At 52.9% G+C, this 21,546-nt stretch carries 21 protein-coding genes; 11 read left to right on the top strand and 10 right to left on the bottom strand.

Features of this window, described 5'->3' with window-relative positions:
* Positions 1–6: 6 nt before the first annotated feature.
* On the bottom strand, positions 7–537 hold the full coding sequence (gene rppH, locus OGV75_RS08270) for an RNA pyrophosphohydrolase (protein WP_003825602.1): 531 nt from the start codon (positions 535–537) through the stop codon (positions 7–9).
* A 684-nt stretch (positions 538–1,221) separates the two neighbouring features.
* Here rppH and mutH point away from each other — a divergent pair.
* From mutH to OGV75_RS08250, 4 genes are all read left to right on the top strand, one after another.
* Positions 1,222–1,917: a DNA mismatch repair endonuclease MutH gene (mutH, locus tag OGV75_RS08265; protein WP_286480534.1), complete on the top strand. Its 696-nt coding sequence runs from the start codon at positions 1,222–1,224 to the stop codon at positions 1,915–1,917.
* Positions 1,918–1,993: 76 nt separating this feature from the next.
* Positions 1,994–2,707 (top strand): TerC family protein, encoded by a 714-nt coding sequence (locus OGV75_RS08260; protein WP_016154277.1) that lies wholly within the window; start codon positions 1,994–1,996, stop codon positions 2,705–2,707.
* Positions 2,708–2,851: 144 nt separating this feature from the next.
* On the top strand, positions 2,852–3,070 hold the full coding sequence (gene ygdR / locus OGV75_RS08255) for a lipoprotein YgdR (RefSeq protein ID WP_000758660.1): 219 nt from the start codon (positions 2,852–2,854) through the stop codon (positions 3,068–3,070).
* 106 nt (positions 3,071–3,176) lie between these two features.
* Complete coding sequence (locus OGV75_RS08250) at positions 3,177–4,217, top strand: NADP(H)-dependent aldo-keto reductase (protein WP_185654455.1); 1,041 nt, start codon at positions 3,177–3,179, stop codon at positions 4,215–4,217.
* Between the two features lie 100 nt (positions 4,218–4,317).
* Here OGV75_RS08250 and lplT read toward each other — a convergent pair whose 3' ends face one another.
* Both lplT and aas read right to left on the bottom strand, forming a co-directional pair.
* Complete coding sequence (gene lplT, locus OGV75_RS08245; RefSeq protein WP_200011427.1) at positions 4,318–5,523, bottom strand: lysophospholipid transporter LplT; 1,206 nt, start codon at positions 5,521–5,523, stop codon at positions 4,318–4,320.
* Positions 5,516–7,675 (bottom strand): bifunctional acyl-ACP--phospholipid O-acyltransferase/long-chain-fatty-acid--ACP ligase, encoded by a 2,160-nt coding sequence (gene aas, locus OGV75_RS08240; RefSeq protein WP_049041916.1) that lies wholly within the window; start codon positions 7,673–7,675, stop codon positions 5,516–5,518. The genes lplT and aas overlap by 8 nt, the downstream gene beginning before the upstream one ends.
* 599 nt (positions 7,676–8,274) lie before the next feature.
* Here aas and galR point away from each other — a divergent pair.
* Together galR and OGV75_RS08230 are read left to right on the top strand one after the other, a co-directional pair.
* Complete coding sequence (galR, locus tag OGV75_RS08235; RefSeq protein WP_016157382.1) at positions 8,275–9,303, top strand: HTH-type transcriptional regulator GalR; 1,029 nt, start codon at positions 8,275–8,277, stop codon at positions 9,301–9,303.
* A gap of 13 nt (positions 9,304–9,316) precedes the next feature.
* Complete coding sequence (locus OGV75_RS08230) at positions 9,317–10,327, top strand: LacI family DNA-binding transcriptional regulator (RefSeq protein ID WP_008785715.1); 1,011 nt, start codon at positions 9,317–9,319, stop codon at positions 10,325–10,327.
* A 51-nt stretch (positions 10,328–10,378) separates the two neighbouring features.
* Here OGV75_RS08230 and lysA read toward each other — a convergent pair whose 3' ends face one another.
* A complete protein-coding gene (lysA, locus tag OGV75_RS08225) occupies positions 10,379–11,635 on the bottom strand; it encodes a diaminopimelate decarboxylase (RefSeq protein ID WP_200083907.1) in 1,257 nt (418 codons plus the stop codon).
* Between the two features lie 118 nt (positions 11,636–11,753).
* On the opposite strand from lysA, the gene OGV75_RS08220 reads away from it, so the two are divergent.
* Positions 11,754–12,689: a LysR family transcriptional regulator gene (locus OGV75_RS08220; RefSeq protein WP_016157385.1), complete on the top strand. Its 936-nt coding sequence runs from the start codon at positions 11,754–11,756 to the stop codon at positions 12,687–12,689.
* On the opposite strand, the gene OGV75_RS08215 is transcribed toward OGV75_RS08220, so the two are convergent.
* The gene (locus tag OGV75_RS08215; RefSeq protein WP_213239340.1) at positions 12,661–13,368 is read right to left on the bottom strand and encodes an aspartate/glutamate racemase; all 708 of its coding nucleotides are present in this window, start codon (positions 13,366–13,368) and stop codon (positions 12,661–12,663) included. The two genes, OGV75_RS08220 and OGV75_RS08215, sit on opposite strands and share 29 nt — an antisense overlap.
* Before the next feature lie 137 nt (positions 13,369–13,505).
* Here OGV75_RS08215 and OGV75_RS08210 point away from each other — a divergent pair, with 137 nt between their 5' ends.
* Positions 13,506–13,832, top strand: a complete 327-nt coding sequence (locus OGV75_RS08210; protein ID WP_286480533.1) for a cupin domain-containing protein — start codon at positions 13,506–13,508, stop codon at positions 13,830–13,832.
* A gap of 144 nt (positions 13,833–13,976) precedes the next feature.
* Here the strand turns inward: OGV75_RS08210 and kduD are convergent, their stop codons facing one another.
* From kduD to OGV75_RS08190, 4 genes are all read right to left on the bottom strand, one after another.
* A complete protein-coding gene (gene kduD, locus OGV75_RS08205; protein ID WP_016154286.1) occupies positions 13,977–14,738 on the bottom strand; it encodes a 2-dehydro-3-deoxy-D-gluconate 5-dehydrogenase KduD in 762 nt (253 codons plus the stop codon).
* Between the two features lie 57 nt (positions 14,739–14,795).
* Positions 14,796–15,632: a 5-dehydro-4-deoxy-D-glucuronate isomerase gene (gene kduI, locus OGV75_RS08200; protein WP_016154287.1), complete on the bottom strand. Its 837-nt coding sequence runs from the start codon at positions 15,630–15,632 to the stop codon at positions 14,796–14,798.
* A gap of 484 nt (positions 15,633–16,116) precedes the next feature.
* Positions 16,117–17,295 (bottom strand): acetyl-CoA C-acetyltransferase, encoded by a 1,179-nt coding sequence (locus tag OGV75_RS08195; protein ID WP_016154288.1) that lies wholly within the window; start codon positions 17,293–17,295, stop codon positions 16,117–16,119.
* A gap of 102 nt (positions 17,296–17,397) precedes the next feature.
* On the bottom strand, positions 17,398–18,282 hold the full coding sequence (locus OGV75_RS08190; RefSeq protein WP_047357807.1) for a LysR family transcriptional regulator: 885 nt from the start codon (positions 18,280–18,282) through the stop codon (positions 17,398–17,400).
* 101 nt (positions 18,283–18,383) lie between these two features.
* Between OGV75_RS08190 and OGV75_RS08185 the strand changes: the two genes are divergently transcribed.
* Positions 18,384–18,839 carry a multidrug/biocide efflux PACE transporter gene (locus OGV75_RS08185; RefSeq protein WP_016154290.1) on the top strand — a complete coding sequence of 152 codons (456 nt, stop codon included), beginning with the start codon at positions 18,384–18,386 and terminating at the stop codon, positions 18,837–18,839.
* Positions 18,840–18,981: 142 nt separating this feature from the next.
* Positions 18,982–20,211 (top strand): amino acid permease, encoded by a 1,230-nt coding sequence (locus OGV75_RS08180; protein WP_029139645.1) that lies wholly within the window; start codon positions 18,982–18,984, stop codon positions 20,209–20,211.
* 53 nt (positions 20,212–20,264) lie between these two features.
* On the opposite strand, the gene rcnR is transcribed toward OGV75_RS08180, so the two are convergent.
* On the bottom strand, positions 20,265–20,537 hold the full coding sequence (gene rcnR, locus OGV75_RS08175; protein WP_016154292.1) for a Ni(II)/Co(II)-binding transcriptional repressor RcnR: 273 nt from the start codon (positions 20,535–20,537) through the stop codon (positions 20,265–20,267).
* Positions 20,538–20,657: 120 nt separating this feature from the next.
* Between rcnR and OGV75_RS08170 the strand changes: the two genes are divergently transcribed.
* Positions 20,658–21,545, top strand: coding sequence for a nickel/cobalt efflux protein RcnA (locus OGV75_RS08170; protein ID WP_200011429.1), 888 nt, complete (start codon positions 20,658–20,660; stop codon positions 21,543–21,545).
* Position 21,546: the final 1 nt, after the last annotated feature.

Here is a 21,546-nt window from a genome sequence, read left to right as displayed (position 1 = left end):
CGTAGCTTAACCTCTTTTACGTCTGTACGCAGGTGCGCTTTGCGGCTTAGGAGTGCTCTCCTGAAGCGCCATGACAACACTTGCGAATTCTTTCATCACCCTGCGATAGACATCGCGTTTAAATGACACCACCTGTCGAACCGGATACCAGTAACTCACCCAGCGCCAGCCGTCGAACTCAGGTGTACTGCTGGTTTGCATATTGATTTCAGCATCGCTGCTGACCAATTGCAGAAGAAACCATTTTTGTTTCTGGCCGATACAAACCGGCTTCGTGTCCCAACGCACCAAACGTTTCGGTAACTTGTAACGCAACCAGTTACGAGTAGAAGCAAGGATCCGTACATCTTTACGACTGAGACCCACTTCTTCAAAGAGTTCCCGGTACATCGCCTGCTCTGCTGTCTCTCCTGCATTTATCCCACCTTGCGGGAATTGCCAGGAGTGCTGACCAAATCGCCGGGCCCACATGACCTGCCCCTGGCGGTTACAAATTACTATCCCTACATTCGGGCGGTAGCCATCGTCATCAATCACCGGACTACCTCAATATAAACCTTATATACAAACGATTGTTTCACACTCCAGAGAGGCGGTAAACCACTCTGTTAAGGGCGCGATACTCTAATAACAATTGAATAACTCACAGCTAAGGGCGGAGTTATAAACAGAAGAAGGGCAAGCAAGGCGATTTTATTCACCTTTTCTGTGGATATAGTTGTGAAGAAGTACGGAATTACTATGGGAAAACCCAGAACAGTCCGAATAAGACATTCGTCACATATCAAAAATAGTCTTCTATATTCATAAAGTTAAAACCGTTCAGCGCAAATAAACCCATAGAAATGTGACGTATATCACGTACACGATCTTCAGGCTGATGAAAGATCGACCAGCGTTGGTTTTATCCACAGATTATGCCAATAAGTTAGGCACAATTTGTGTGAAAATTCGATTTTCGTCGCACGTCAAGGCTGTAAATTGAAACAGTAGTGGGGGTTTTTCACAGTTATCCCATCTTTCTGTGGATAACATGGTGTAAGATCCTGTTCATTGTCAGTGACCAGAATTGGAAAACCCGCTTCGCTGTTGCGCAACTCTGCGTATGTGAATCTAAAAACCAATATAAATCATAGAATTGAATAAAGCATGTGGAAAAAGATAAACTCTGTCCACACGGTATAAAATCTTTGCTCATTTTTTCACCTAAGGGTTAACCCGATGTCAGAACTCCATCCGCTGCTTTCTCCCCCTGAATCTGAAGCCCAGTTGTTGAGCCAGGCACAGCTGCTTTCGGGCTACGCGCTGGGAGAGTTGGCGGCAATGGCGGGACTCGTCGCCCCCAAGGATCTCAAGCGCGATAAAGGCTGGATTGGCGTGCTACTGGAAATCTGGCTCGGCGCCAGTGCGGGCAGCAAACCGGAGCAGGATTTTGCGGCGCTGGGCGTGGAGCTGAAAACAATCCCAGTGGATAGCCTTGGCAGACCGCTGGAAACCACCTTTGTGTGCGTGGCACCGTTAACCGGCAATACCGGCGTTACCTGGGAAACCAGCCATGTGCGGCACAAACTTAAACGCGTTCTGTGGATCCCGGTAGAAGGCGAACGCAGCATCCCGCTGGCAGAGCGCCGCGTCGGCTCTCCCCTGCTGTGGAGCCCGAATGAAGAAGAAGACCGGCAATTGCGTCTGGACTGGGAAGAGTTGATGGATATGATTGTGTTAGGCCACGTCGAACGCATCACTGCCCGCCATGGGGAAGTGCTACAGCTGCGTCCTAAAGCCGCCAACGCCCGAGCGCTTACCGAGGCCATTGGCGCCTATGGCGAACCCATCCTGACCCTACCACGCGGTTTTTACTTGAAAAAGAACTTCACGCGCGCATTGCTTGAGCGACATTTCTTGTTCCAGGCGCAATAGGCACCGTCCGGTCTTTCACCCGCCGCGTTACGGGCCTATAATTACCGCTTCTTTTTTTTTGGCAGGACTTTGTTCGATGTTATTTGCATGGATAACCGATCCTAACGCCTGGCTTGCGCTCGGTACGCTGACGCTGCTGGAGATCGTTCTTGGGATCGACAATATTATTTTCCTCTCTCTGGTTGTAGCCAAACTCCCGACAGCGCAACGCAATCATGCCCGACGTATTGGGCTTGCGGCGGCGATGATCATGCGTCTGGCACTGCTGGCCTCTATCGCCTGGGTAACGCGTCTGACAAACCCGCTATTCGAAGTGTTTGGCGAGGCAATATCAGCGCGCGACCTGATCCTTCTACTGGGGGGATTGTTCCTGATCTGGAAAGCCAGTAAGGAGATCCACGAATCCATTGAAGGTGAGGAAGAGGGGCTGAAAACCCGCGTTTCCTCTTTTCTGGGCGCGATTGTGCAGATCATGTTGTTAGACATTATCTTCAGCCTGGATTCCGTGATTACTGCGGTAGGCTTGTCCGATCATCTGTTTATCATGATGGCGGCAGTGGTGATTGCCGTGGGTGTGATGATGTTTGCTGCACGCCCGATTGGCGATTTTGTCGATCGCCATCCTTCGGTAAAAATGCTGGCGCTCTCGTTCCTGATTCTGGTCGGTTTCACGCTAATTCTGGAAAGTTTCGACGTCCACGTTCCGAAAGGATATATCTATTTCGCCATGTTCTTCTCTATTGCGGTAGAGACCCTGAACCTGTGGCGTAATAAAAAAAATCCGCTCTGATGAAATCCATCGCTCCCCGCACGGGGAGCGAATGCGCGCCACACCTACCTCTTCTCACAGTTTAAGATTTTACTGCTTTCGCCATGCACAACTTCGCGTTATTACTAAACTATTGTCAGATGCAGGCCATGTGAGGATAAGCAGATGAAAAAATGGGCAGTTTTGATTTCCGCCGTAGGACTGGCTTTTGCCGTTTCCGGATGCAGCAGTGATTATGTAATGGCGACAAAAGATGGTCGAATGATCCTGACCGATGGAAAACCAGAAATTGACGATGATACCGGTCTGGTGAGCTATCACGACCAGCAAGGCAATGCGATGCAGATTAATCGCGATGATGTGTCTCAAATCATTGAACGCTGATGGTTGAGGTCAGCAGCGCGCTGGCCTTAACAATTTTACTTCCCTTTTTCTCTTCCCTCAGCCATTTTTATAATCCTTATGTCGTGATTATAAAAAGGAAACGGCTATGCAATATCACCGTATACCCCACAGCTCGCTTGAAGTCAGTACACTGGGGCTGGGCACAATGACGTTTGGTGAACAAAACAGCGAAGCCGACGCACATGCACAGCTCGATTATGCCGTAGAACAAGGCATAAATTTGATCGACGTTGCCGAGATGTATCCGGTACCGCCGCGTCCTGAAACCCAGGGTCTCACCGAAACCTACGTAGGTAACTGGCTCGCCAAACACGGCAGCCGTGAAAAGCTAATCGTTGCTTCTAAGGTGAGTGGACCTTCACGTAACAACGACAGCGGTATTCGACCGAATCAGGCGCTGGACCGTAAAAATATCCGTGAAGCGCTGCACGACAGCCTGAAAAGACTGCAAACCGATTACCTGGATCTGTATCAGGTTCACTGGCCGCAGCGCCCGACCAACTGCTTTGGTAAGTTAGGCTACAGCTGGACGGACTCTTCGCCAGTCGTTTCGCTGCTGGATACGCTGGACGCGCTGGCAGAGTTTCAGCGCGCGGGGAAAATTCGCTACATCGGCGTGTCCAATGAAACCGCGTTTGGCGTGATGCGCTACCTGCACCTGGCGGACAAACACGATCTGCCGCGCATCGCCACCATCCAGAACCCCTACAGCCTGCTGAATCGCAGCTTTGAGGTTGGACTGGCGGAAGTGAGCCAGTATGAAGGCGTTGAACTGCTGGCCTACTCTTGCCTTGGCTTCGGTACATTAACCGGTAAATACCTGAACGGCGCGAAGCCTGCCGGTGCACGCAATACGCTGTTTAGCCGTTTCACGCGTTACAGCGGCGAGCAAACGCAAAAAGCCGTTGCGGCCTATGTGGATATCGCGAAACGCCATAATCTGGATCCTGCGCAAATGGCGTTGGCATTCGTGCGTCGTCAGCCGTTTGTCGCCAGCACCCTGCTGGGAGCCACGACGATGGAGCAGCTAAAAACCAACGTTGAAAGCCTGCATCTGGAGTTGAGCGAAGAAGTACTGGCAGAGATTGAAGCGGTGCATCAGGTGTATACCTATCCTGCACCGTGACGGTTAGTGCCTGATGGCGCTACGCTTATCAGACCTACAAATTGCTGCTCTCTGTAGGCCAGATAAGGCGACGCTGCCATCCGGCACATTCATTGTTCATTCATCTCGTACCAGGCTGGCGGCGCTGCCAAATCCACAGCGCCGCAATCGCCAGCGCAAACAGCGCGCCGAATCCAATACCAATCGCTACCGCCGGGATCCCCACCAGCACTGCCAGTGAGTAAATCCCAAGCATCAGCAGCATCGCGCTGTTCTCGCCCAGGTTTTGCACCGCGATCGCATTACCCGCACCGACGCTTTTCTTGCCCCGCTCCTGCAGCAACGCATTCAGCGGTACCACAAAGAAGCCACCTGACACGCCGATAAGCATCAGCAACGCGTAAGCCGGAAGCAGCACATGCTGAAGTGAGAAAATCAGCACCACGACGCCAATCAGGATCCCCGCAGGCATACAGCGCGACACGGTTTCCAGCGTCACCAGCTTCGCTGCCGCCCCCGCGCCTACGACAATCCCAATCGCTACCATAGCATTGAGGTAGGTCGGCGTAGCGTTATCGGTGATGCCGAGCGCTACCGGAACCCACAGCACCAGCAGAAAACGCAGCGTGACGCCCGCGCCCCAAAAAAGGCTGGTTCCGACCAACGAAAAACGTGTTTCACCGTTGCGCCACAGCGAAGAGGCGGCGCAGAAGAAACTGCGCGTCATTTTCCCCAGATGCCAGGATTGGCCAGGGCGAGCCGCGGCCAGTTTCGGGATGTACAGGTTAGCCACCACGGCGCCAGCATAGGCCAGCGCACAGACAGAAAGCGCGGCTATCACATGCCAGTCGGCCAGAACGCCGCCGGCGACAGAACCGAGCAAAATCGCGGCGATGGTGGAGGCTTCCATCAGGCCGTTGGCTTTCACCAGTTTGTCACCGGTGGTCAGTTCACCGAGAATGCCATACTTGGCCGGTGAATACGCGGCCGCGCCAATCCCCACCAGCGTATACCCGAGAAACGGATTAATGCCGAAGCAAATACTCGCCGCGCCCAGCAGTTTCAGGGCATTCGCGAACATCATCACTCTGCCTTTGGCAAAGCTATCCGCCACCTGTCCAACAAATGGCGCAAACAGGATGTAAGCGCCCACAAACACCATTTGCAGGATTGGCTGGCTCCAGTCCGGATAAAATTGTTCCTTCAGCAGCGCCAGCGTGGCGAACAGCAGTGCGTTATCGCCAAACGCCGACAGAAACTGCGCGGCGATGACAGACATCATCCCTTTGGACCAGATTGAAGTGTTAGTGTGCGCTGACTCAATCATGTTGTTTTTCCGGCTCATCGACCCAGCTTTTCAGCGTAACAAAATCCGGCTTACCGCTGCCGAGTAATGGGAGTTGCTTCAGGTGGCGAATATCACGCGGCACGGCAAGTTCAGGCACGCCATGCGCTCGCGCATACTGCTGTAGTTTTTCACGTGTGAGTTCGCTGTCGGTAGTGAACAGCACCAGGGCCTCACCTTTGCTGGCATCGCTCTTGATCGCCGTGGCGTGCATTTTGTCTGCAGATACCGCCAATGCCAGTTGCTCAACCATTTCCAGCGAGACCATCTCTCCGGCAATTTTAGCAAAACGCTTGGCGCGTCCCTGGATCTGTACAAAGCCGTTTTCATCAAAGCGGACGATGTCTCCGGTGTCATACCAGCCGCGATCAATCTCACCCTGCGCATTTTCTGCCGTCGGCACTTCCAGCACGCCAGGTTTTTCGACGCGCAAATAGCCGCTCATAATATTTGGGCCTTTCAGTTGTAAACGCCCACCGTCCTCAATACCCGGAACAGCCAGCAGTCGGGCATCCATGCCAGGCAAGATGCGCCCTACCGTTCCTGATTTTGCCGCCATCGGCACATTGATCGACACAACCGGCGCACATTCCGTCACGCCATAGCCTTCAAGGACGCGCAGGCCAAATTTCTCCTGCCATAGCTGCTTTGTGCTGTCTTGCAGTTTTTCCGCGCCTGCCACCACATAGCGCAAGCGGTGGAAATCGTACGGGTGCGCGAAACGCGCATAGTTACCGAGGAACGTTGAAGTACCAAACAACACGGTGCAGTTCCGGTCGTATACCAGCTCCGGCACAATGCGGTAATGAAGCGGGCTGGGATAAAGAAACACTTCCGCACCGGTCAGTAGCGGCGTGAATAATCCCACCGTCAGGCCAAAGGAGTGGAACAGCGGCAGTGCCGACATAAAGCGGTCATCGGCGGTGAAATCGGCAATTGTTTTAATCTGCTCAACGTTCGCCAGAATACTCTTGTGGCTGTGGACCACGCCTTTCGGATGGCCTTCCGAACCAGACGTAAAGAGGATCACAGCAGCCTCTTCCGGCTGCTGTTTCACCTGCGCCAGATGCGGTGCCAGCAGATGTGAGAAAATCCACAGCTTATCGCTCAACGTCACATCGGCTTTTAAATCTTCCAGATAAACCCAGCGTACCTGGGTGAGCTGTTCCGGTAGATGCCAGAGTTTGCCTTTATCGAGAAACTGTCGGGAAGTGAAGATCGTTTTGATTTCAGACGCAGTAATGGCGCTGGTTAACCCTTTCACGCCCGCCGTGTAGTTCATCATGGCCGGAATGCGTCGACGCGCAATGGCTCCAAAAATGACCGCCGCGCTGATCCCCGCATTTGGCAGCATCAGGCCGATTTTTTCACCTTCGGCGCTGTATTTTTCCAGAATACGGGCCACAAAGAGCGTCTTAGTCAGCAGTTTGCGGTAGCTGTCTGGCGTAAAGTTAACATCTTCAATGCAGTTTTTGCCCGCGCCAAAACGGTATTTTGCCGCCAGCAGCGACTCGTATAGCGTTTCACGCGGGCGTACCGCCATGCGTGCTTCCATCATAATTTGATGCAGCATTTCACCGGCGATTTTGCGGCGATCGCGCGCTCGCGGGGCTTCCGGCATTGGCATTTGAGTCGGCGGTAGAATGTGCAGTTGGATACGCGGGAAGAATCGCTGTTTAACCAGACCTTTCAGGCGGCTGAAGTGGGAAAGCTCTGCTCCCTCAATGCGGACAGGAACGACCGTCGCTCCCGACTTCGCGGCGACAAACCCGGCACCGTCATATATCTTCATCAACGAACCGGTGGTCGAAATGCGTCCTTCGGGAAAAATCACCACCGGACGGCCCTGCTCGACCAGACGGACCAGATGCTTAATCGACATCGGTTTGGTTGGGTCTAACGGCACGAAGTCAATCAGCGGGGTTAGCCAGCGCATATACCATTGCTGGCTGATCGAGGTGTAAACGGCGAAGACGGGACGAATCGGTAAAAATAGCGCCAGTAGGATGCCGTCTATAAATGAGACATGGTTGGGAGTGATTAGAACGCGTTCTCCCTGTAGCGCGCTGACATTGCCCGTGACGCGAACGCGGAAAAGCACGCGAAACAGATTACGAAAAAAGCCAAATAGCATCTCAACTCCCTGTGCCATTAATTATAGAAACATTAATGGTGGGAGAGTATACGAGTTGGGGAATGGGCGCGACAGGTAAACAGGTAAATACAGTCCGAAAAAAAACCTGCGCATCCGCGCAGGTCGGTGCAAGAGACAGGTACGAAGTGCGTACCGAATAATCTCACCAATCAATACCTCTGGGATCTTGATTGTGGTCGTCAGCAGCCAGATACGCCAGTACGAAAACGCAAAGGAATGAACCCAAATGCAACGAGTTGTGTAAATTATCGGTTACTGTTACAGATAGGCTGAAGGCAAAAAAAAACCTGCGCATCTGCGCAGGCTGGTGTAATTCTAGTGATCAACCCGAAAGTTGATTTCACCTATCAATACCTCTGGGATCCCAACTTTAGCAATCCGCTCAGTTCTCCCACCAGCGAACAATCGCAACAGCACATCGCAAAGTGTAAGCAAAAATTAGCATTTTCTATTTTCTGTCTTATCTTCGCTCGCGCGCGCTCACATTTGCGAGGTCCTGACGGGCAATCTGCTTGAACAGCCAGCCATTTTCCGTAACACTGACGGAATGTAAGCGTTTACCCACAACAGGTACTATCATGGCGACCATAAAGGATGTAGCCCGACTAGCTGGTGTATCAGTCGCCACCGTTTCTCGAGTGATCAATGATTCCCCCAAAGCCAGCGAAGCATCGCGTCTGGCCGTAACGAGTGCAATGGAATCACTCAGCTACCACCCCAATGCGAACGCGCGTGCACTGGCGCAACAATCCACTGAAACCATCGGTCTGGTCGTTGGTGATGTGTCCGATCCATTCTTTGGGGCAATGGTTAAAGCTGTCGAGCAGGTGGCCTATAACACCGGGAATTTTTTGCTGATTGGCAACGGCTACCATAATGAACAGAAGGAACGTCAGGCGATTGAACAGCTCATTCGCCACCGCTGCGCGGCCCTTGTTGTCCATGCCAAAATCATCCCGGATGCGGACTTGGCTTCATTAATGAAGCAAATCCCCGGCATGGTATTGATTAACCGAATTCTGCCGGGATTCGAACAACGCTGCGTTGCCCTCGATGACCGTTTCGGCGCGTGGCTCGCTACCCGACACCTTATTCAACAGGGCCATACGCGCATTGGCTACCTGTGTTCCAATCACAGTATTTCTGATGCGGAAGATCGTCTGCAAGGCTATTACGACGCGCTGGCGGAGAGCAATATACCGGTAAGCGATCGACTGGTGACGTTCGGCGAACCGGATGAAAGCGGCGGTGAACAGGCCATGACCGAGTTACTTGGTCGTGGCAAAAACTTCACTGCGGTAGCCTGCTACAACGACTCAATGGCGGCTGGCGCCATGGGCGTATTGAATGATAACGGCATTGATGTGCCGGGAGAAATCTCGCTGATTGGCTTTGATGATGTGCTGATTTCCCGCTATGTGCGCCCACGTCTGACCACGGTACGCTATCCCATCGTGACGATGGCAACCCAGGCCGCTGAACTGGCGCTCGCGCTGGCGGAGAAGCGACCCGCACCTGAAATTACCCACGTCTTTAACCCAACTCTGGTGCGTCGCCATTCCGTTTCGGCGCTGACAGAGCCGGGGAACTCATCGTCAAACGATTAACCAGGAATGCGTCATGACTACGATGTTGGACGTTTCACGACACGCAGGCGTCTCAAAAGCGACCGTTTCGCGCGTACTCAATGGAACGGGTCAGGTAAAAGAGAGCACGCGCCAGAAAGTGTTCAAGGCCATGCAGGCACTCGATTATCGGCCCAACTTTTTAGCGCGCTCTTTGGCGAATCGCACCAGCAACAGCATTGGCCTGGTGGTTTCCACATTTGATGGATTCTACTTTGGCCGCCTGCTGCAACAGGCCTCGCGCCAGACGGAGTCTCACGGCAAGCAGTTGATCGTCACCGATGGTCACGACACGCCGGAGCGTGAGCAGGAAGCCGTGCAAATGCTGGCCGACAGGCAGTGCGACGCCATTATTCTCTATACCCGCTATATGAGTGAAAAGGCGATTATGTCGCTGATGAACAGCATTGCGATGCCCTTGCTGGTCATCAACCGTGATGTCAGTCAGGCCCGCGATCGCGCGATTTTCTTTGAGCAGGAAGACGCGGCGTATCAGGCGGTCAATTATCTGATCTCGCAGGGGCACAGCGATATTGCTTGTATCACCGTGCCAGGCCATACGCCTACCGGTAAATCCCGCCTGATGGGGTATCGTAAGGCTCTGGAAAAAAACGGTATTCCCTGGGATCCTGATAAGGTTAAATACGGCGACTCCACGATGACGCGAGGCTATGAAGCCTGTCGAGAACTGCTGGAGGAAGGGGTGAAATTCAGCGCCCTGTTCGCCTGTAACGATGACATGGCATTAGGTGCATCAAAAGCGTTACATCAGGCCGGACTGAGGATCCCGACGGACGTCTCGCTGTTTGGTTTTGATGATGCGCCCAGCGCCAAATGGCTGGAACCGGGGTTATCTACCGTTTATCTGCCGATTGATACCATGATAACCACGGCAATCGACCAGGCTATACGTCTGGCCAACGGTGAGAGCGTGGAGCCGATCCCTCCGTTTACCGGCAAACTGGTATTACGTGACTCAGTAACGCTCGGACCGTACTTTAAGTAATATGAAAAAGAGCCGGATGGCGACGCAAGCACCTTATCCGGCCAGCTTTACTCAGATTAATTCCAGCGCTAACAGCTCATCAATGGTCTGGCGACGACGAATCAGTCGCGCCACGCCGTTATCAAACAAGACCTCCGGCAGCAGCGGGCGGCTATTGTAGTTTGACGACATTGACGCTCCGTACGCCCCGGTATCATGCAAAACCAGATAATCACCCGGCGCCACCGCAGGCAACAGACGGGTTTCCACATTTCCGCCTTCCTGCTGGGTAAACACGTCGCCTGATTCGCACAGCGGTCCGGCCACCACGGTCTCCCGTTGAGGAGTTTGTTCCAGAGAACGACCATCTCCCGCCAGCGCGGAGATATGGTGATAGCTACCGTACATGGCCGGGCGCATCAGATCGTTGAAGCCCGCATCGATCAGCACAAAGTGACGGCTGCCCATCTCTTTTACGCTGCGCACCTGCGCCACTAACACACCGGCTTCCGCGACCAGGAAACGCCCTGGTTCGATCTCCAGTTTGACGGCATGACCCAGATGACGCGCAATACTATCGCGCGCAGCGTTCCACAATCCAAAATAGTGATCGGTGTCGATCGCCTCTTCACCTTCGCGATACGGGATTGATAAACCGCCGCCTGCGGAGATCGCCTCCAGATCCTGACCAAATTCCACCACCTGACGCACCATCGCGCCGCACACCTGCTCCAGATGCGCGTAGTCCACGCCAGAGCCGATATGCATATGAATACCTACCAGCTTCAGCTTATAGCGCTGAATTACCTCCAGCGCCGCCGGAAGATCGCTGTACCAGATGCCGTGCTTGCTGTTCTCTCCCCCGGTATTGGTTTTCTGACTGTGTCCATGCCCAAAGCCAGGGTTTACGCGGAGCCAGACGCGATGGCCCGGCGAGAGCTGGCCCAGTTGTTCCAGCATATCGACCGACCCGGCATTTACCGGAATGCTCAATTCATGCACCCGGGCGAGCGTCGCTTCATCAATCATATCGGCGGTAAAGACAATCTCATCTTTGCCAGGTACAAAACCTGCCGCCAGCGCGCGTTCAATTTCGCCAAGCGAGACGGAATCGACCTTCACGCCCTGCTCGCGCATCAGGCGCAAAATATGAATATTCGAACATGCCTTCTGGGCAAAACGCACCACGTCAAACTGACTCAGTTTGGCAATCTGCGCGCGAATAATCTGCGCATCATAGACCCACACCGGGCAGCCGAATTCGGCAGGCAGGCGCAACAGGTTGTCGGCGGTCAGGTCAGTGTCTGTGTTGTTGAGTGGGCGTGGCATGGTGTGCTCCGGTATTGGCTTTTTTATGATTACGCCACAGCCCAAAAAGAATAAAAAATATCGTTTTATCGTGAGTCTATGCAAAAATGATATGGATTAGCTCATTCGAGGATTGCCTATGCCCGCGGTTAACCTGCGCCACATTGAAATTTTTCACGCCATCATGACCGCTGGTAATCTGACGGAAGCCGCGCGCATGCTACATACCTCGCAGCCCACCGTCAGTCGGGAACTGGCCCGATTCGAAAAAGTCCTGGGATTAACGCTGTTTGAACGCACGCGTGGCCGACTGCATCCAACCGTGCAAGGCTTACGTCTGTTTGAAGAGGTACAACGTTCGTGGTACGGCCTGGACAGAATTGTGAGCGCCGCCGAAAGCCTGCGCGAATTTCGTCAAGGTGAATTGTCGATTGTTTGCCTGCCGGTATTTTCGCAGTCCTTTTTACCACCGCTGCTGCAGCCATTTCTCGCGCGCTATCCGCAGGTCAACATTCAGATCGTGCCGCAGGAGTCACCACTGTTGGAAGAGTGGCTGTCGGCGCAGCGCCACGATCTGGGGTTAACGGAAACGCTGCATACGCCAGCCGGAACGAAACGCACCGAATTGCTGGCGCTGGATGAAGTGTGTGTACTGCCGCAGGGGCATCCGCTGACCGAGAAAGCGGTATTAACGCCGCAGGATTTTCAGGGAGAGAACTATATCAGCCTGTCGCGGACCGACAGTTACCGTCAGCTATTGGACACCCTGTTTAACGAACATCAGGTGAAGCGCCGCATGGTGATTGAAACCCACAGCGCCGCTTCAATTTGTGCAATGGTGCGGGCGGGCGTGGGGATCTCGGTGGTAAACCCACTGACCGCGCTGGATTATGCCAGCAGCGGAGTGGTTATCCGCCGCTTCAGTATTTCGGTACCCTTTACGGTCAGCCTGATCCACCCACTTCATCGCCCTGCCTCGGCGCTGGTCGATGCTTTTACGGCGCATCTGCAAGCCCATCTCCCGAGACTTATCGATCCGCTGGAGGCTATTTTGTATCCACAGACGAAAGCATAAACGCCACCGTATCTTGCGCATGGATTGCCGCGGTGTCGAAAACCGGTAATGGACTTAGCTCGGCTGGAACCAGCAGACCAATCTCGGTACAGCCAAAGATAACCCCTTGAGCGCCCTGTTTAGCCAACTGATCAATTACGCTCAGGTAGTAGTCGCGGGAAGCGTTGCTGAACTCACCGAGGCACAGCTCGTCGAAAATAATCTGGTTTATTTTCTGACGATCATCAGCCTCAGGAATAAGCGTGCTAATACCAAATGCAGTCTGTAGACGTCCGCGGTAAAAATCCTGCTCCATGGTGTAGCGCGTACCCAGTAGCGCCACGTTGCTCATCTGCTGTTTTTGTATGGCCCGACCCGTCGCATCGGCAATATGCAGGAACGGCACGTCACAGGCGGTTTCAATCGCCTCAGCAACTTTGTGCATGGTGTTGGTACACAGCACAATCCCTTCCGCTCCAGCTTGCTGAAGCCCTGCGGCGGCCTGCGCGAGGATCTCCCCAGCCCGCTGCCAGTCACCGCCAGACTGACAGGCTTCGATCTCGTGAAAATCTACGCTGTGCAACAGAATCTGTGCCGAGTGCAGGCCACCCAGACGCTGTTTTACCCCTTCATTAATGAGTCGATAATAAGGAATGGTGGATTCCCAGCTCATACCGCCTAACAGACCGATCGTTTTCATCATTTCCCCTGATTTGTTGTTATCTCTCCAGTGAACCAAAGATGTGATCAACTTTCCACATCTGTTGGCGTGCATTTCTTTTTTTAATTTTCTGATATAGGTTTAATGAAACATTGTTTTAATTACTGGAAGGCCAGATGTTTATTTTTCATAAAGAGACCACCCTTGAAAATCTGGGCAATGGCGTTACCCGACGCATTCTTGCTCACGACGGTAAAATGATGGCGGTTGAGGTGAACTTCGAGCAAGGCGCGATTGGCCCGATGCACAATCATCCGCATGAGCAGCTGACTTACGTTTTGTCTGGGGAGTTTGAATTTACCATCGGCGAAGAAAAGCATGTCGTTAGGGCAGGCGATACCCTATATAAACTGCCCAACATTATGCATGGCTGCGTCTGTTTAAAACCGGGAACGCTACTCGATACCTTTACGCCCATGCGCGAAGATTTTCTGCCCGCGTAATTTTATCTGTTCGTAATCTGCCTGGCGGCATAATGTTGTTCCAGAGGGAATGAATATGTCGCCTCCGGTGTATTGCTACATTCACCTTATGTTTAACCGACAAAACCTGCCAAAGGGCAGGGTTTGTCGGTTCTGGAAAGCGGATTAACGCGCCAGCCAGCCGCCGTCTACCGCAACGGTATAGCCGTTGATATAGTCAGATGCGCTGGATGCCAGGAACACAATCGGCCCCATCAGGTCACTCGGCAGACCCCAACGACCCGCCGGGATACGATCGAGAATTTCTGCGCTACGCTGCTCATCAGCGCGCAGCTGTTGAGTGTTGTTTGTCGCCATGTAACCCGGCGCAATTGCGTTGACGTTGATGTTATGTTTGGCCCACTCGTTCGCCATCAGGCGGGTGACGCCCATTACGCCGCTTTTAGACGCGGTGTAAGACGGCACGCGGATCCCGCCCTGGAAGGAAAGCATAGAGGCGATGTTGATAATTTTGCCGCCGTTACCCTGAGCGATAAAGTGCTTCGCCGCGGCCTGAGACATAAAGAACACGCTCTTAATGTTCAGGTTCATCACGTCGTCCCAGTCTTTTTCGCTGAAGTCGATCGCATCGTCACGACGGATAAGACCTGCGTTGTTGACCAGAATATCGATATGACCGAATTCTGCCACTGCGCGCTCCAGCAGCGCCGGAATGCCATCAATTTGACGCAGGTCGGCGGTCAGACTTAAAAAACGGCGCCCCAGCGCGGTCACGCGTTCGATAGTTTCCGTCGGTTCAACGATGTTGATCCCCACGATATCGCAGCCCGCTTCAGCCAAACCCAACGCCATACCCTGACCCAGGCCAGTGTCACAACCGGTCACAACGGCGACCTTACCTTCAAGAGAGAATGCATTCAAAATCATTGTAAATCCTTAATTTTTTATAATGCCCGCCGCAGCAGGCACGGCTATCGCCCGCAACTAGCGCAGATCTTTGACCGCTACATGGTCCATATCATCAAAGACCTGGTTTTCGCCGACCATGCCCCAAATGAACGTATAAGCTTTTGTGCCAACGCCGGAGTGAATTGACCAGCTCGGCGAAATCACCGCCTGCTCGTTGTGCATCACAATATGACGCGTTTCCTGAGGCTGCCCCATCATGTGGAAGACGCAGGTATCTTCTTCCATATTGAAATAGAAATAGACTTCCATACGACGTTCATGGGTATGACACGGCATGGTGTTCCACAGGTTACCCGGCGCCAGTTCGGTCAGACCCATACTCAACTGGCAGGTTTCCAGCACATCCGGCACAAAATATTTGTTGATGGTACGACGGTTACTGGTGAGGTCATCGCCCAGCGTTACTGGCGCAACGTCTGCTGGCGTGACTTTTTTGGTTGGATAAGTCGTGTGGGCCGGCGCGCAGTTATAGTAAAACTTCGCTGGTTTCGCCGTATCGATGCTGGCGAATACCACTTCTTTGGCCCCTTTCCCGACGTACAGCGCGTCACGATGACCAATTTCATAGCACTGGCCGTCAACGGTAATCGTGCCCGGGCCACCGATGTTAATCACACCCAGCTCACGACGCTCGAGGAAGTAGGTTACGCCCAGCTGTTTGCCGACTTCGCCACCCACAGAGACGGTTTTGGCCACTGGCATAATGCCGCCAACAATGATGCGGTCAATGTGGCTGTAGACCATGGTGTATTCATCTGCGACAAACACTTCTTCGACCAAAAACTCATTACGCAGCTCCTGAGTGTCCAGGGTTTTCGCATGCGCACTATGGATGCTTTGTCTTACGTCCACATTTACCTCCAGTGATAAATTGACCGTGAATGCTTAAACGAATAGCAAAACGCTGTTCCGTTTTATCTTATGCGCTCATGATATCCCTCCCGGAATGGGTTTTCAATTACAAATAAAACAACGTTTCACTTTTTCTGCATCTTATTATCAAAAGTGTAATTGCGATCACGCTAGCGCATATAAATCGCGGGAACGGTTTCAATAAAATTATTTAAAACAATTAGATAGATAAAAATAAACAAGAGTAGTTCATGAGGGGTAGGGATAAGACATTGAAAATACAGCCAGCCTCACATGCCGTTCACACACCTTTTCTAACAAAGTGCGCTGTTAATCACATGAAATGAAACACCGTTTTGATACGTTAGCAGAGTTTAGAGTGTATGTTTCTGTAACTGGCCTTGCCCTCCTGTTGGAGGGCTTTTTTATAGATGCAGGGGATATACAGCGGGAAAGGCGTTTAAGCAGAGAAAACTACGGGTGGTTAATCTCGTTCGATAGCGAGCGCCACGCCCTGACCACCGCCGATACATAACGTTGCCAGGCCCTTGTGCGCCCGACGCTTCACCATTTCATGCACCAGTGAAACCAGAATACGGCAGCCAGATGCGCCAATCGGATGACCGAGCGCAATAGCTCCGCCGTTCACATTCACCCGCCGTTCATCCCACTCCAGCATTTTTCCAACGGACAATGCCTGTGCGGCAAAGGCTTCGTTGGCCTCGATAAGATCAACATCAGCCAGTTGCCAGCCCACACGCTCAAGGCAACGGCGCGTCGCGTACACCGGCGCAATTCCCATGAGTGCGGGATCGACCCCGACGCTGGCAAAGGCACGAATGCGAGCCAGCACCGGCAAATTCAGCTCCTGGGCCTTGGCCTCGCTCATCATCATCACCGCAGCGGCGCCATCATTGATGGATGACGCGTTGCCCGCGGTTACTGAACCGAGCCTGTCGAAGGTAGGATCCAGGCGCGCCAGCCCTTCTGCGCTGGCATCGGTGCGCGGCTGTTCGTCGGTATCCACCACGAACGATTGCCCATTACGCTGCGTTACCACCGGCACGATTTCATCTTTAAAGCGCCCGGCGTCAATTGCCATCCGCGCCTTGTGCTGCGAATGCAGTGCGTAGGCATCCTGCAGTTCACGGCTGATGCCATATTCCCGCGCCAGATTTTCCGCAGTCACGCCCATATGGTAATCGTTGAAAGCGTCCCACAGGCCGTCATGCACCAGGCTGTCGACCAGTTGACTGTTGCCCAACTGTGCGCCGGTACGGCTATCAGTAAGGACATGCGGCGCACGGCTCATATTCTCTTGTCCGCCCGCAATCACAATGTCGGCTTCGCCGCACTGGATAGCCTGGGTCGCCAGATGCAGCGCTTTCAGACCCGAGCCGCAGACATCGTTAATGGTGATGGCGGAGACGGTATTGGGTAGCCCACCATTGATGGCGGACTGACGCGCCGGGTTTTGCCCGGCACCTGCGGTAAGCACTTGCCCGAGGATCACTTCATCCACAGCGTGAACGTCCACGCCCGTGCGATCCAGTAACGCCCTGACTACCATGCTACCTAATTCAACGGCAGAGTGGCGCGCCAGCGTCCCCTGGAAGCAGCCGATTGGTGTCCGTAACGCCCCGACTATCACAACCTCTTTCATCACCACCTCAGCGCAAAATAACACCGCAATAGTAGATGATTGTTAAAAAGAGTTATCAAGGTTGTTTAAAAACAGTGATTTTTATCACAAAGGAAATTCGTATCATTTATTGGTCATCTGAACGCCACTCTGCTGTAAATGGTCGCGCAGCCAACTTCCCGCCACGCCAGGCGGTGATTTCTTATTCCACAGCAGATCGATAGAGATAGCCTTTGGCCAGCCAGGCAGCATCAATTGAACCAGCGGTTTTTCTGCCGCAAACTCCTCCACCAGCGCACAAGGGAGCGCGCACCAGCCGAATCCCTGCACCGCCATACTCAGCAGCAACAAATAGTTAGGCGCCGACCAGACGGGGCCGCGCGCCACGTTGGTGCCGCTCTCCAGATAGGTATTCAGCCGCAGCTCTCGCCAGGTATGTAGCTGTTCCCACTGCATTTTTTCTTGAGTCGCCAGTGGATGTGATGCCGCAACGTATAATCCCATCCAGGTTTGCATCGGCAGACGCGTGACGCCCATGTCGGTCGGGTAATCCTCCCGCGCTTCGATCAACCCAACCTGAGCACGTCCTTTTTGCAGCAGATCGATCACGTCTTCATCTTCGCCAATCAGACATTCAAACTCGGTATGGGGAAACTTGTGGTCAAACTGCACCATCAATTCTTCCAGCACATCCGGATGCAGCGTGTCAGACAACACGAAGGTCAGACGCGCTTCCGTTTCACCCGACAGCGAAATCGCTGCCTCATCAAGACGTTCGCTGGCCGTCAAAATTGCCTGCACATAGCCCAGCACCCGCTTACCTTCTTCGGTTAGCGTCGGCTGACGTGATGAGCGGTCAAACAGCGCAAAACCGAGATCGGCTTCCAGATGCGCAATGGCCGTGCTGATGGTGGACTGACTTTTACGCAGCCGCCGGGCCGCAGCAGAAAATGAGCCGCAGGAAACGGTCTCCACAAATGCCGTTAACGCTTCAGGAGAGTAACGCATGAACTATCTACTTTATCGATGGATACTATCTTTTAGATATCACATAAAACGATAAAATTGCCACCATTCCGTTATCCGGGCATCAAAGAAGGTTTTAGATTATGCAACACGATACAGTCCAACGCCGCTCGTTACTGGAGCGAATTTTTCATGCCGTCTGCTTTGAAGGCATTGCCACCGCGATCCTCGCACCAACCACCGCATGGTTGATGCAGCGCTCGGTGCTGGAAATGGGCGGACTGACCATTCTTCTCGCCACGACGGCGATGATCTGGAATATCATTTATAACGCCCTGTTTGACCGACTGTGGCCGTCGCACCTGGTAAAACGTACGGCTAAAGTGCGGGCATTCCACGCCTTAGGCTTCGAGAGCGGTTTTATTGTCATCGGGGTGAGCATCGTGGCGTATGTGCTGAACGTCAGCCTGCTCCAGGCATTCACGCTGGAAATAGGTTTCTTCCTGTTCTTCCTGCCATACACCATGTTCTATAACTGGGCTTATGACACTTTACGCGAGCGCGTTATGAAGCGTCGCCAGCAGCGCGTTACTGCCTGATAATTCAAACAATAGCCGGAATCTTCTCGGTTCCGGCTTTTGATCCATTCACTCGCCCGCTTGTTGACACCTCCCCCAGCCCCTGCCATTTGTGGTAAATTGCGCTTCTTTTTGTTTATTTTATAGTTGATACGTTCAAATAATGTCGAAATTTTGGTCAAAAGAAGAGACTCTCTGGAGCTTCGCACTATATGGGACTGCCGTCGGCGCAGGAACCCTCTTCCTCCCCATACAGCTGGGTTCTGCAGGCGCGGTGGTACTGTTTATCACCGCACTCGTCGCCTGGCCTTTAACCTACTGGCCGCACAAGGCGCTGTGCCAGTTTATCCTGTCCTCAAAAACCTCGGCAGGTGAAGGGATCACTGGTGCAGTTACGCACTACTACGGCAAAAAGATAGGCAGCCTGATCACGACCCTCTATTTTATTGCCTTCTTTGTGGTGGTGCTGATCTACGCCGTGGCGATAACCAATTCACTCACTGAACAACTGGCAAAACATATCGCCATCGATCTGCGTGTTCGCATGCTGGTCAGTCTTGGCGTGGTGCTGGTGCTGAACCTGATTTTTCTGATGGGCCGACAAGCAACCATTCGGGTAATGGGCTTTCTGGTGTTCCCGCTCATCGCGTACTTTTTGTTCCTTTCGCTCTACCTGACCGGAAGCTGGCAGCCAACGCTACTCACCGGCCAGATGTCTTTCGATCAGCACACGCTTCATCAGGTTTGGATATCTATTCCCGTGATGGTTTTCGCTTTTAGCCATACGCCAATTATCTCGACGTTCGCCATCGACCGACGTGAGAAATATGGCGAGCAGGCCATGGGTAAATGCAAAAAAATCATGAAGGTAGCCTACGTCATCATCTGCCTGAGCGTGCTGTTTTTCGTCTTCAGCTGTTTGCTTTCGATTCCGACAAACTATATCGAGGACGCGAAAAATGAAGGCGTGACCATTCTGTCAGCGCTATCGATGATGCCAAACGCACCAGCATGGCTGTCGATTTCTGGGATCATTGTCGCCGTCGTGGCGATGTCAAAATCGTTCCTCGGCACCTACTTTGGCGTGATTGAAGGGGCAACCGAGGTGGTAAAAACATCGTTGCATCAGGTGGGAGTGAAGAAAAGCCGGGCCTTTAACCGCGCCCTGTCCATTATGCTGGTTTCGACCATTACGTTTATCATTTGCTGCATTAACCCTAATGCAATTTCAATGATTTACGCGATTAGCGGGCCGCTGATTGCCATGATTCTGTTTATCATGCCGACATTATCTACCTATCTGATCCCGGCGCTAAAGCCGTACCGTTCAGTGGGAAATCTGATCACCCTGATTGTCGGTCTGCTGTGCGTATCTGTGATGTTTTTTGGCTAGAACGTGTTTTTAACGGCTCATTCATCAGTATGTGGATGAGCCGTTAAACTGACTTATTTGATGTACGAATCGAGTACCTTCAAAACCACATCCAAATCTTCTTCGCGCTTAATTTCATCGCCCTGATGCACAATGTGCTCGGTCAGATGACCTTTAATCACCTCGCGCATTAACCCGTTTACCGCACCGCGGATCGCCGCTATTTGCTGCAATACCGCCGCGCATTCATGCGGTTCATCCAGCATGGTTTTCAACGCCGCTACCTGCCCCTGAATCTTACTGGCTCGGGCTTTCAGCTTTTGTTTGTCGCGGATCGTATGTGACATAGCAATACCTTTTCAACGTCTGGCTGGAGCGACAATACCATCGTCATTCTACTGGGGGGTAGTATTTAATACTGGGGGGGAGTAGAATCTGGCAAAATTAAACAACTAAGAATCATTCTCATGGGTGAGTTTTCTACGCTTCTTCAGCAAGGCAACGCCTGGTTTTTCATTCCCAGCGCGATTCTATTAGGAGTGTTACACGGTCTGGAACCGGGGCATTCCAAGACGATGATGGCGGCCTTTATTATTGCCATTAAGGGGACCATCAAACAGGCGGTGATGCTGGGGCTGGCGGCAACGCTGTCGCATACCGCAGTGGTATGGCTGATTGCGCTCGGCGGGATGTATATCAGCAAAGCGTTTACTGCCCAGACCGTTGAGCCGTGGCTGCAGTTTGTCTCGGCGATTATTATTCTCGGAACCGCATTCTGGATGTTCTGGCGAACCTGGCAGGGAGAACAGAACTGGCTGACCCAGACGCATCATGACCACGATCATGAGCATCACCATGATCATGATGACCATCACCACCATCATAACCACGGTGAAGCTCACCATCATCATCACGAACATGACCACGATCATAACCATGCTGCGTTAGCAGGGCTGAGCGAGGGTTCGAAAGCGTATCAGGACGCGCACGAGCGGGCACATGCTACCGATATTCAGCGCCGCTTTGCAGGCAAAGAGGTCACCAACGGCCAAATATTATTGTTTGGTCTGACCGGCGGGTTGATCCCCTGCCCTGCCGCCATTACGGTACTGCTGATTTGCATCCAGCTCAAAGCCTTCACGCTGGGTGCCACCATGGTGCTGTGCTTCAGCCTCGGGCTGGCGCTAACGCTGGTAACGGTGGGCGTGGGAGCGGCAATCAGCGTGCAGCAGGCGGCCAAACGCTGGAGCGGATTTAACACACTGGCACGCAAAGCGCCCTATTTTTCCAGCGCGCTTATCGCGATGGTCGGCTTATATATGGGGATTCACGGCTATATGGGGATCGTCGGGTAAC

The sequence above is a fragment of the Citrobacter sp. Cb028 genome (assembly GCF_030336705.1).
Classification (GTDB): domain Bacteria; phylum Pseudomonadota; class Gammaproteobacteria; order Enterobacterales; family Enterobacteriaceae; genus Citrobacter; species Citrobacter braakii.
The sequence above is the reverse complement of the archived record's forward strand: the minus strand, read 5'-3'. Positions and strand labels throughout refer to the sequence as shown.

Excerpts from the sequence above, each read along its gene's own strand:
- OGV75_RS08230 (WP_008785715.1), top strand. The coding sequence starts at position 9,317 with ATGACTACGATGTTGGACGTTTCACGACACGCAGGCGTCTCAAAAGCG.
- OGV75_RS08170 (WP_200011429.1), top strand. The coding sequence starts at position 20,658 with ATGGGTGAGTTTTCTACGCTTCTTCAGCAAGGCAACGCCTGGTTTTTC.
- galR (WP_016157382.1), top strand. The coding sequence starts at position 8,275 with ATGGCGACCATAAAGGATGTAGCCCGACTAGCTGGTGTATCAGTCGCC.
- lplT (WP_200011427.1), bottom strand. The coding sequence starts at position 5,523 with ATGATTGAGTCAGCGCACACTAACACTTCAATCTGGTCCAAAGGGATG.
- lysA (WP_200083907.1), bottom strand. The coding sequence starts at position 11,635 with ATGCCACGCCCACTCAACAACACAGACACTGACCTGACCGCCGACAAC.
- OGV75_RS08190 (WP_047357807.1), bottom strand. The coding sequence starts at position 18,282 with ATGCGTTACTCTCCTGAAGCGTTAACGGCATTTGTGGAGACCGTTTCC.
- mutH (WP_286480534.1), top strand. The coding sequence starts at position 1,222 with ATGTCAGAACTCCATCCGCTGCTTTCTCCCCCTGAATCTGAAGCCCAG.
- OGV75_RS08250 (WP_185654455.1), top strand. The coding sequence starts at position 3,177 with ATGCAATATCACCGTATACCCCACAGCTCGCTTGAAGTCAGTACACTG.
- OGV75_RS08210 (WP_286480533.1), top strand. The coding sequence starts at position 13,506 with ATGTTTATTTTTCATAAAGAGACCACCCTTGAAAATCTGGGCAATGGC.
- OGV75_RS08220 (WP_016157385.1), top strand. The coding sequence starts at position 11,754 with ATGCCCGCGGTTAACCTGCGCCACATTGAAATTTTTCACGCCATCATG.
- OGV75_RS08180 (WP_029139645.1), top strand. The coding sequence starts at position 18,982 with ATGTCGAAATTTTGGTCAAAAGAAGAGACTCTCTGGAGCTTCGCACTA.
- OGV75_RS08195 (WP_016154288.1), bottom strand. The coding sequence starts at position 17,295 with ATGAAAGAGGTTGTGATAGTCGGGGCGTTACGGACACCAATCGGCTGC.
- ygdR (WP_000758660.1), top strand. The coding sequence starts at position 2,852 with ATGAAAAAATGGGCAGTTTTGATTTCCGCCGTAGGACTGGCTTTTGCC.
- OGV75_RS08260 (WP_016154277.1), top strand. The coding sequence starts at position 1,994 with ATGTTATTTGCATGGATAACCGATCCTAACGCCTGGCTTGCGCTCGGT.
- kduD (WP_016154286.1), bottom strand. The coding sequence starts at position 14,738 with ATGATTTTGAATGCATTCTCTCTTGAAGGTAAGGTCGCCGTTGTGACC.
- aas (WP_049041916.1), bottom strand. The coding sequence starts at position 7,675 with ATGCTATTTGGCTTTTTTCGTAATCTGTTTCGCGTGCTTTTCCGCGTT.
- rcnR (WP_016154292.1), bottom strand. The coding sequence starts at position 20,537 with ATGTCACATACGATCCGCGACAAACAAAAGCTGAAAGCCCGAGCCAGT.
- OGV75_RS08185 (WP_016154290.1), top strand. The coding sequence starts at position 18,384 with ATGCAACACGATACAGTCCAACGCCGCTCGTTACTGGAGCGAATTTTT.
- OGV75_RS08215 (WP_213239340.1), bottom strand. The coding sequence starts at position 13,368 with ATGAAAACGATCGGTCTGTTAGGCGGTATGAGCTGGGAATCCACCATT.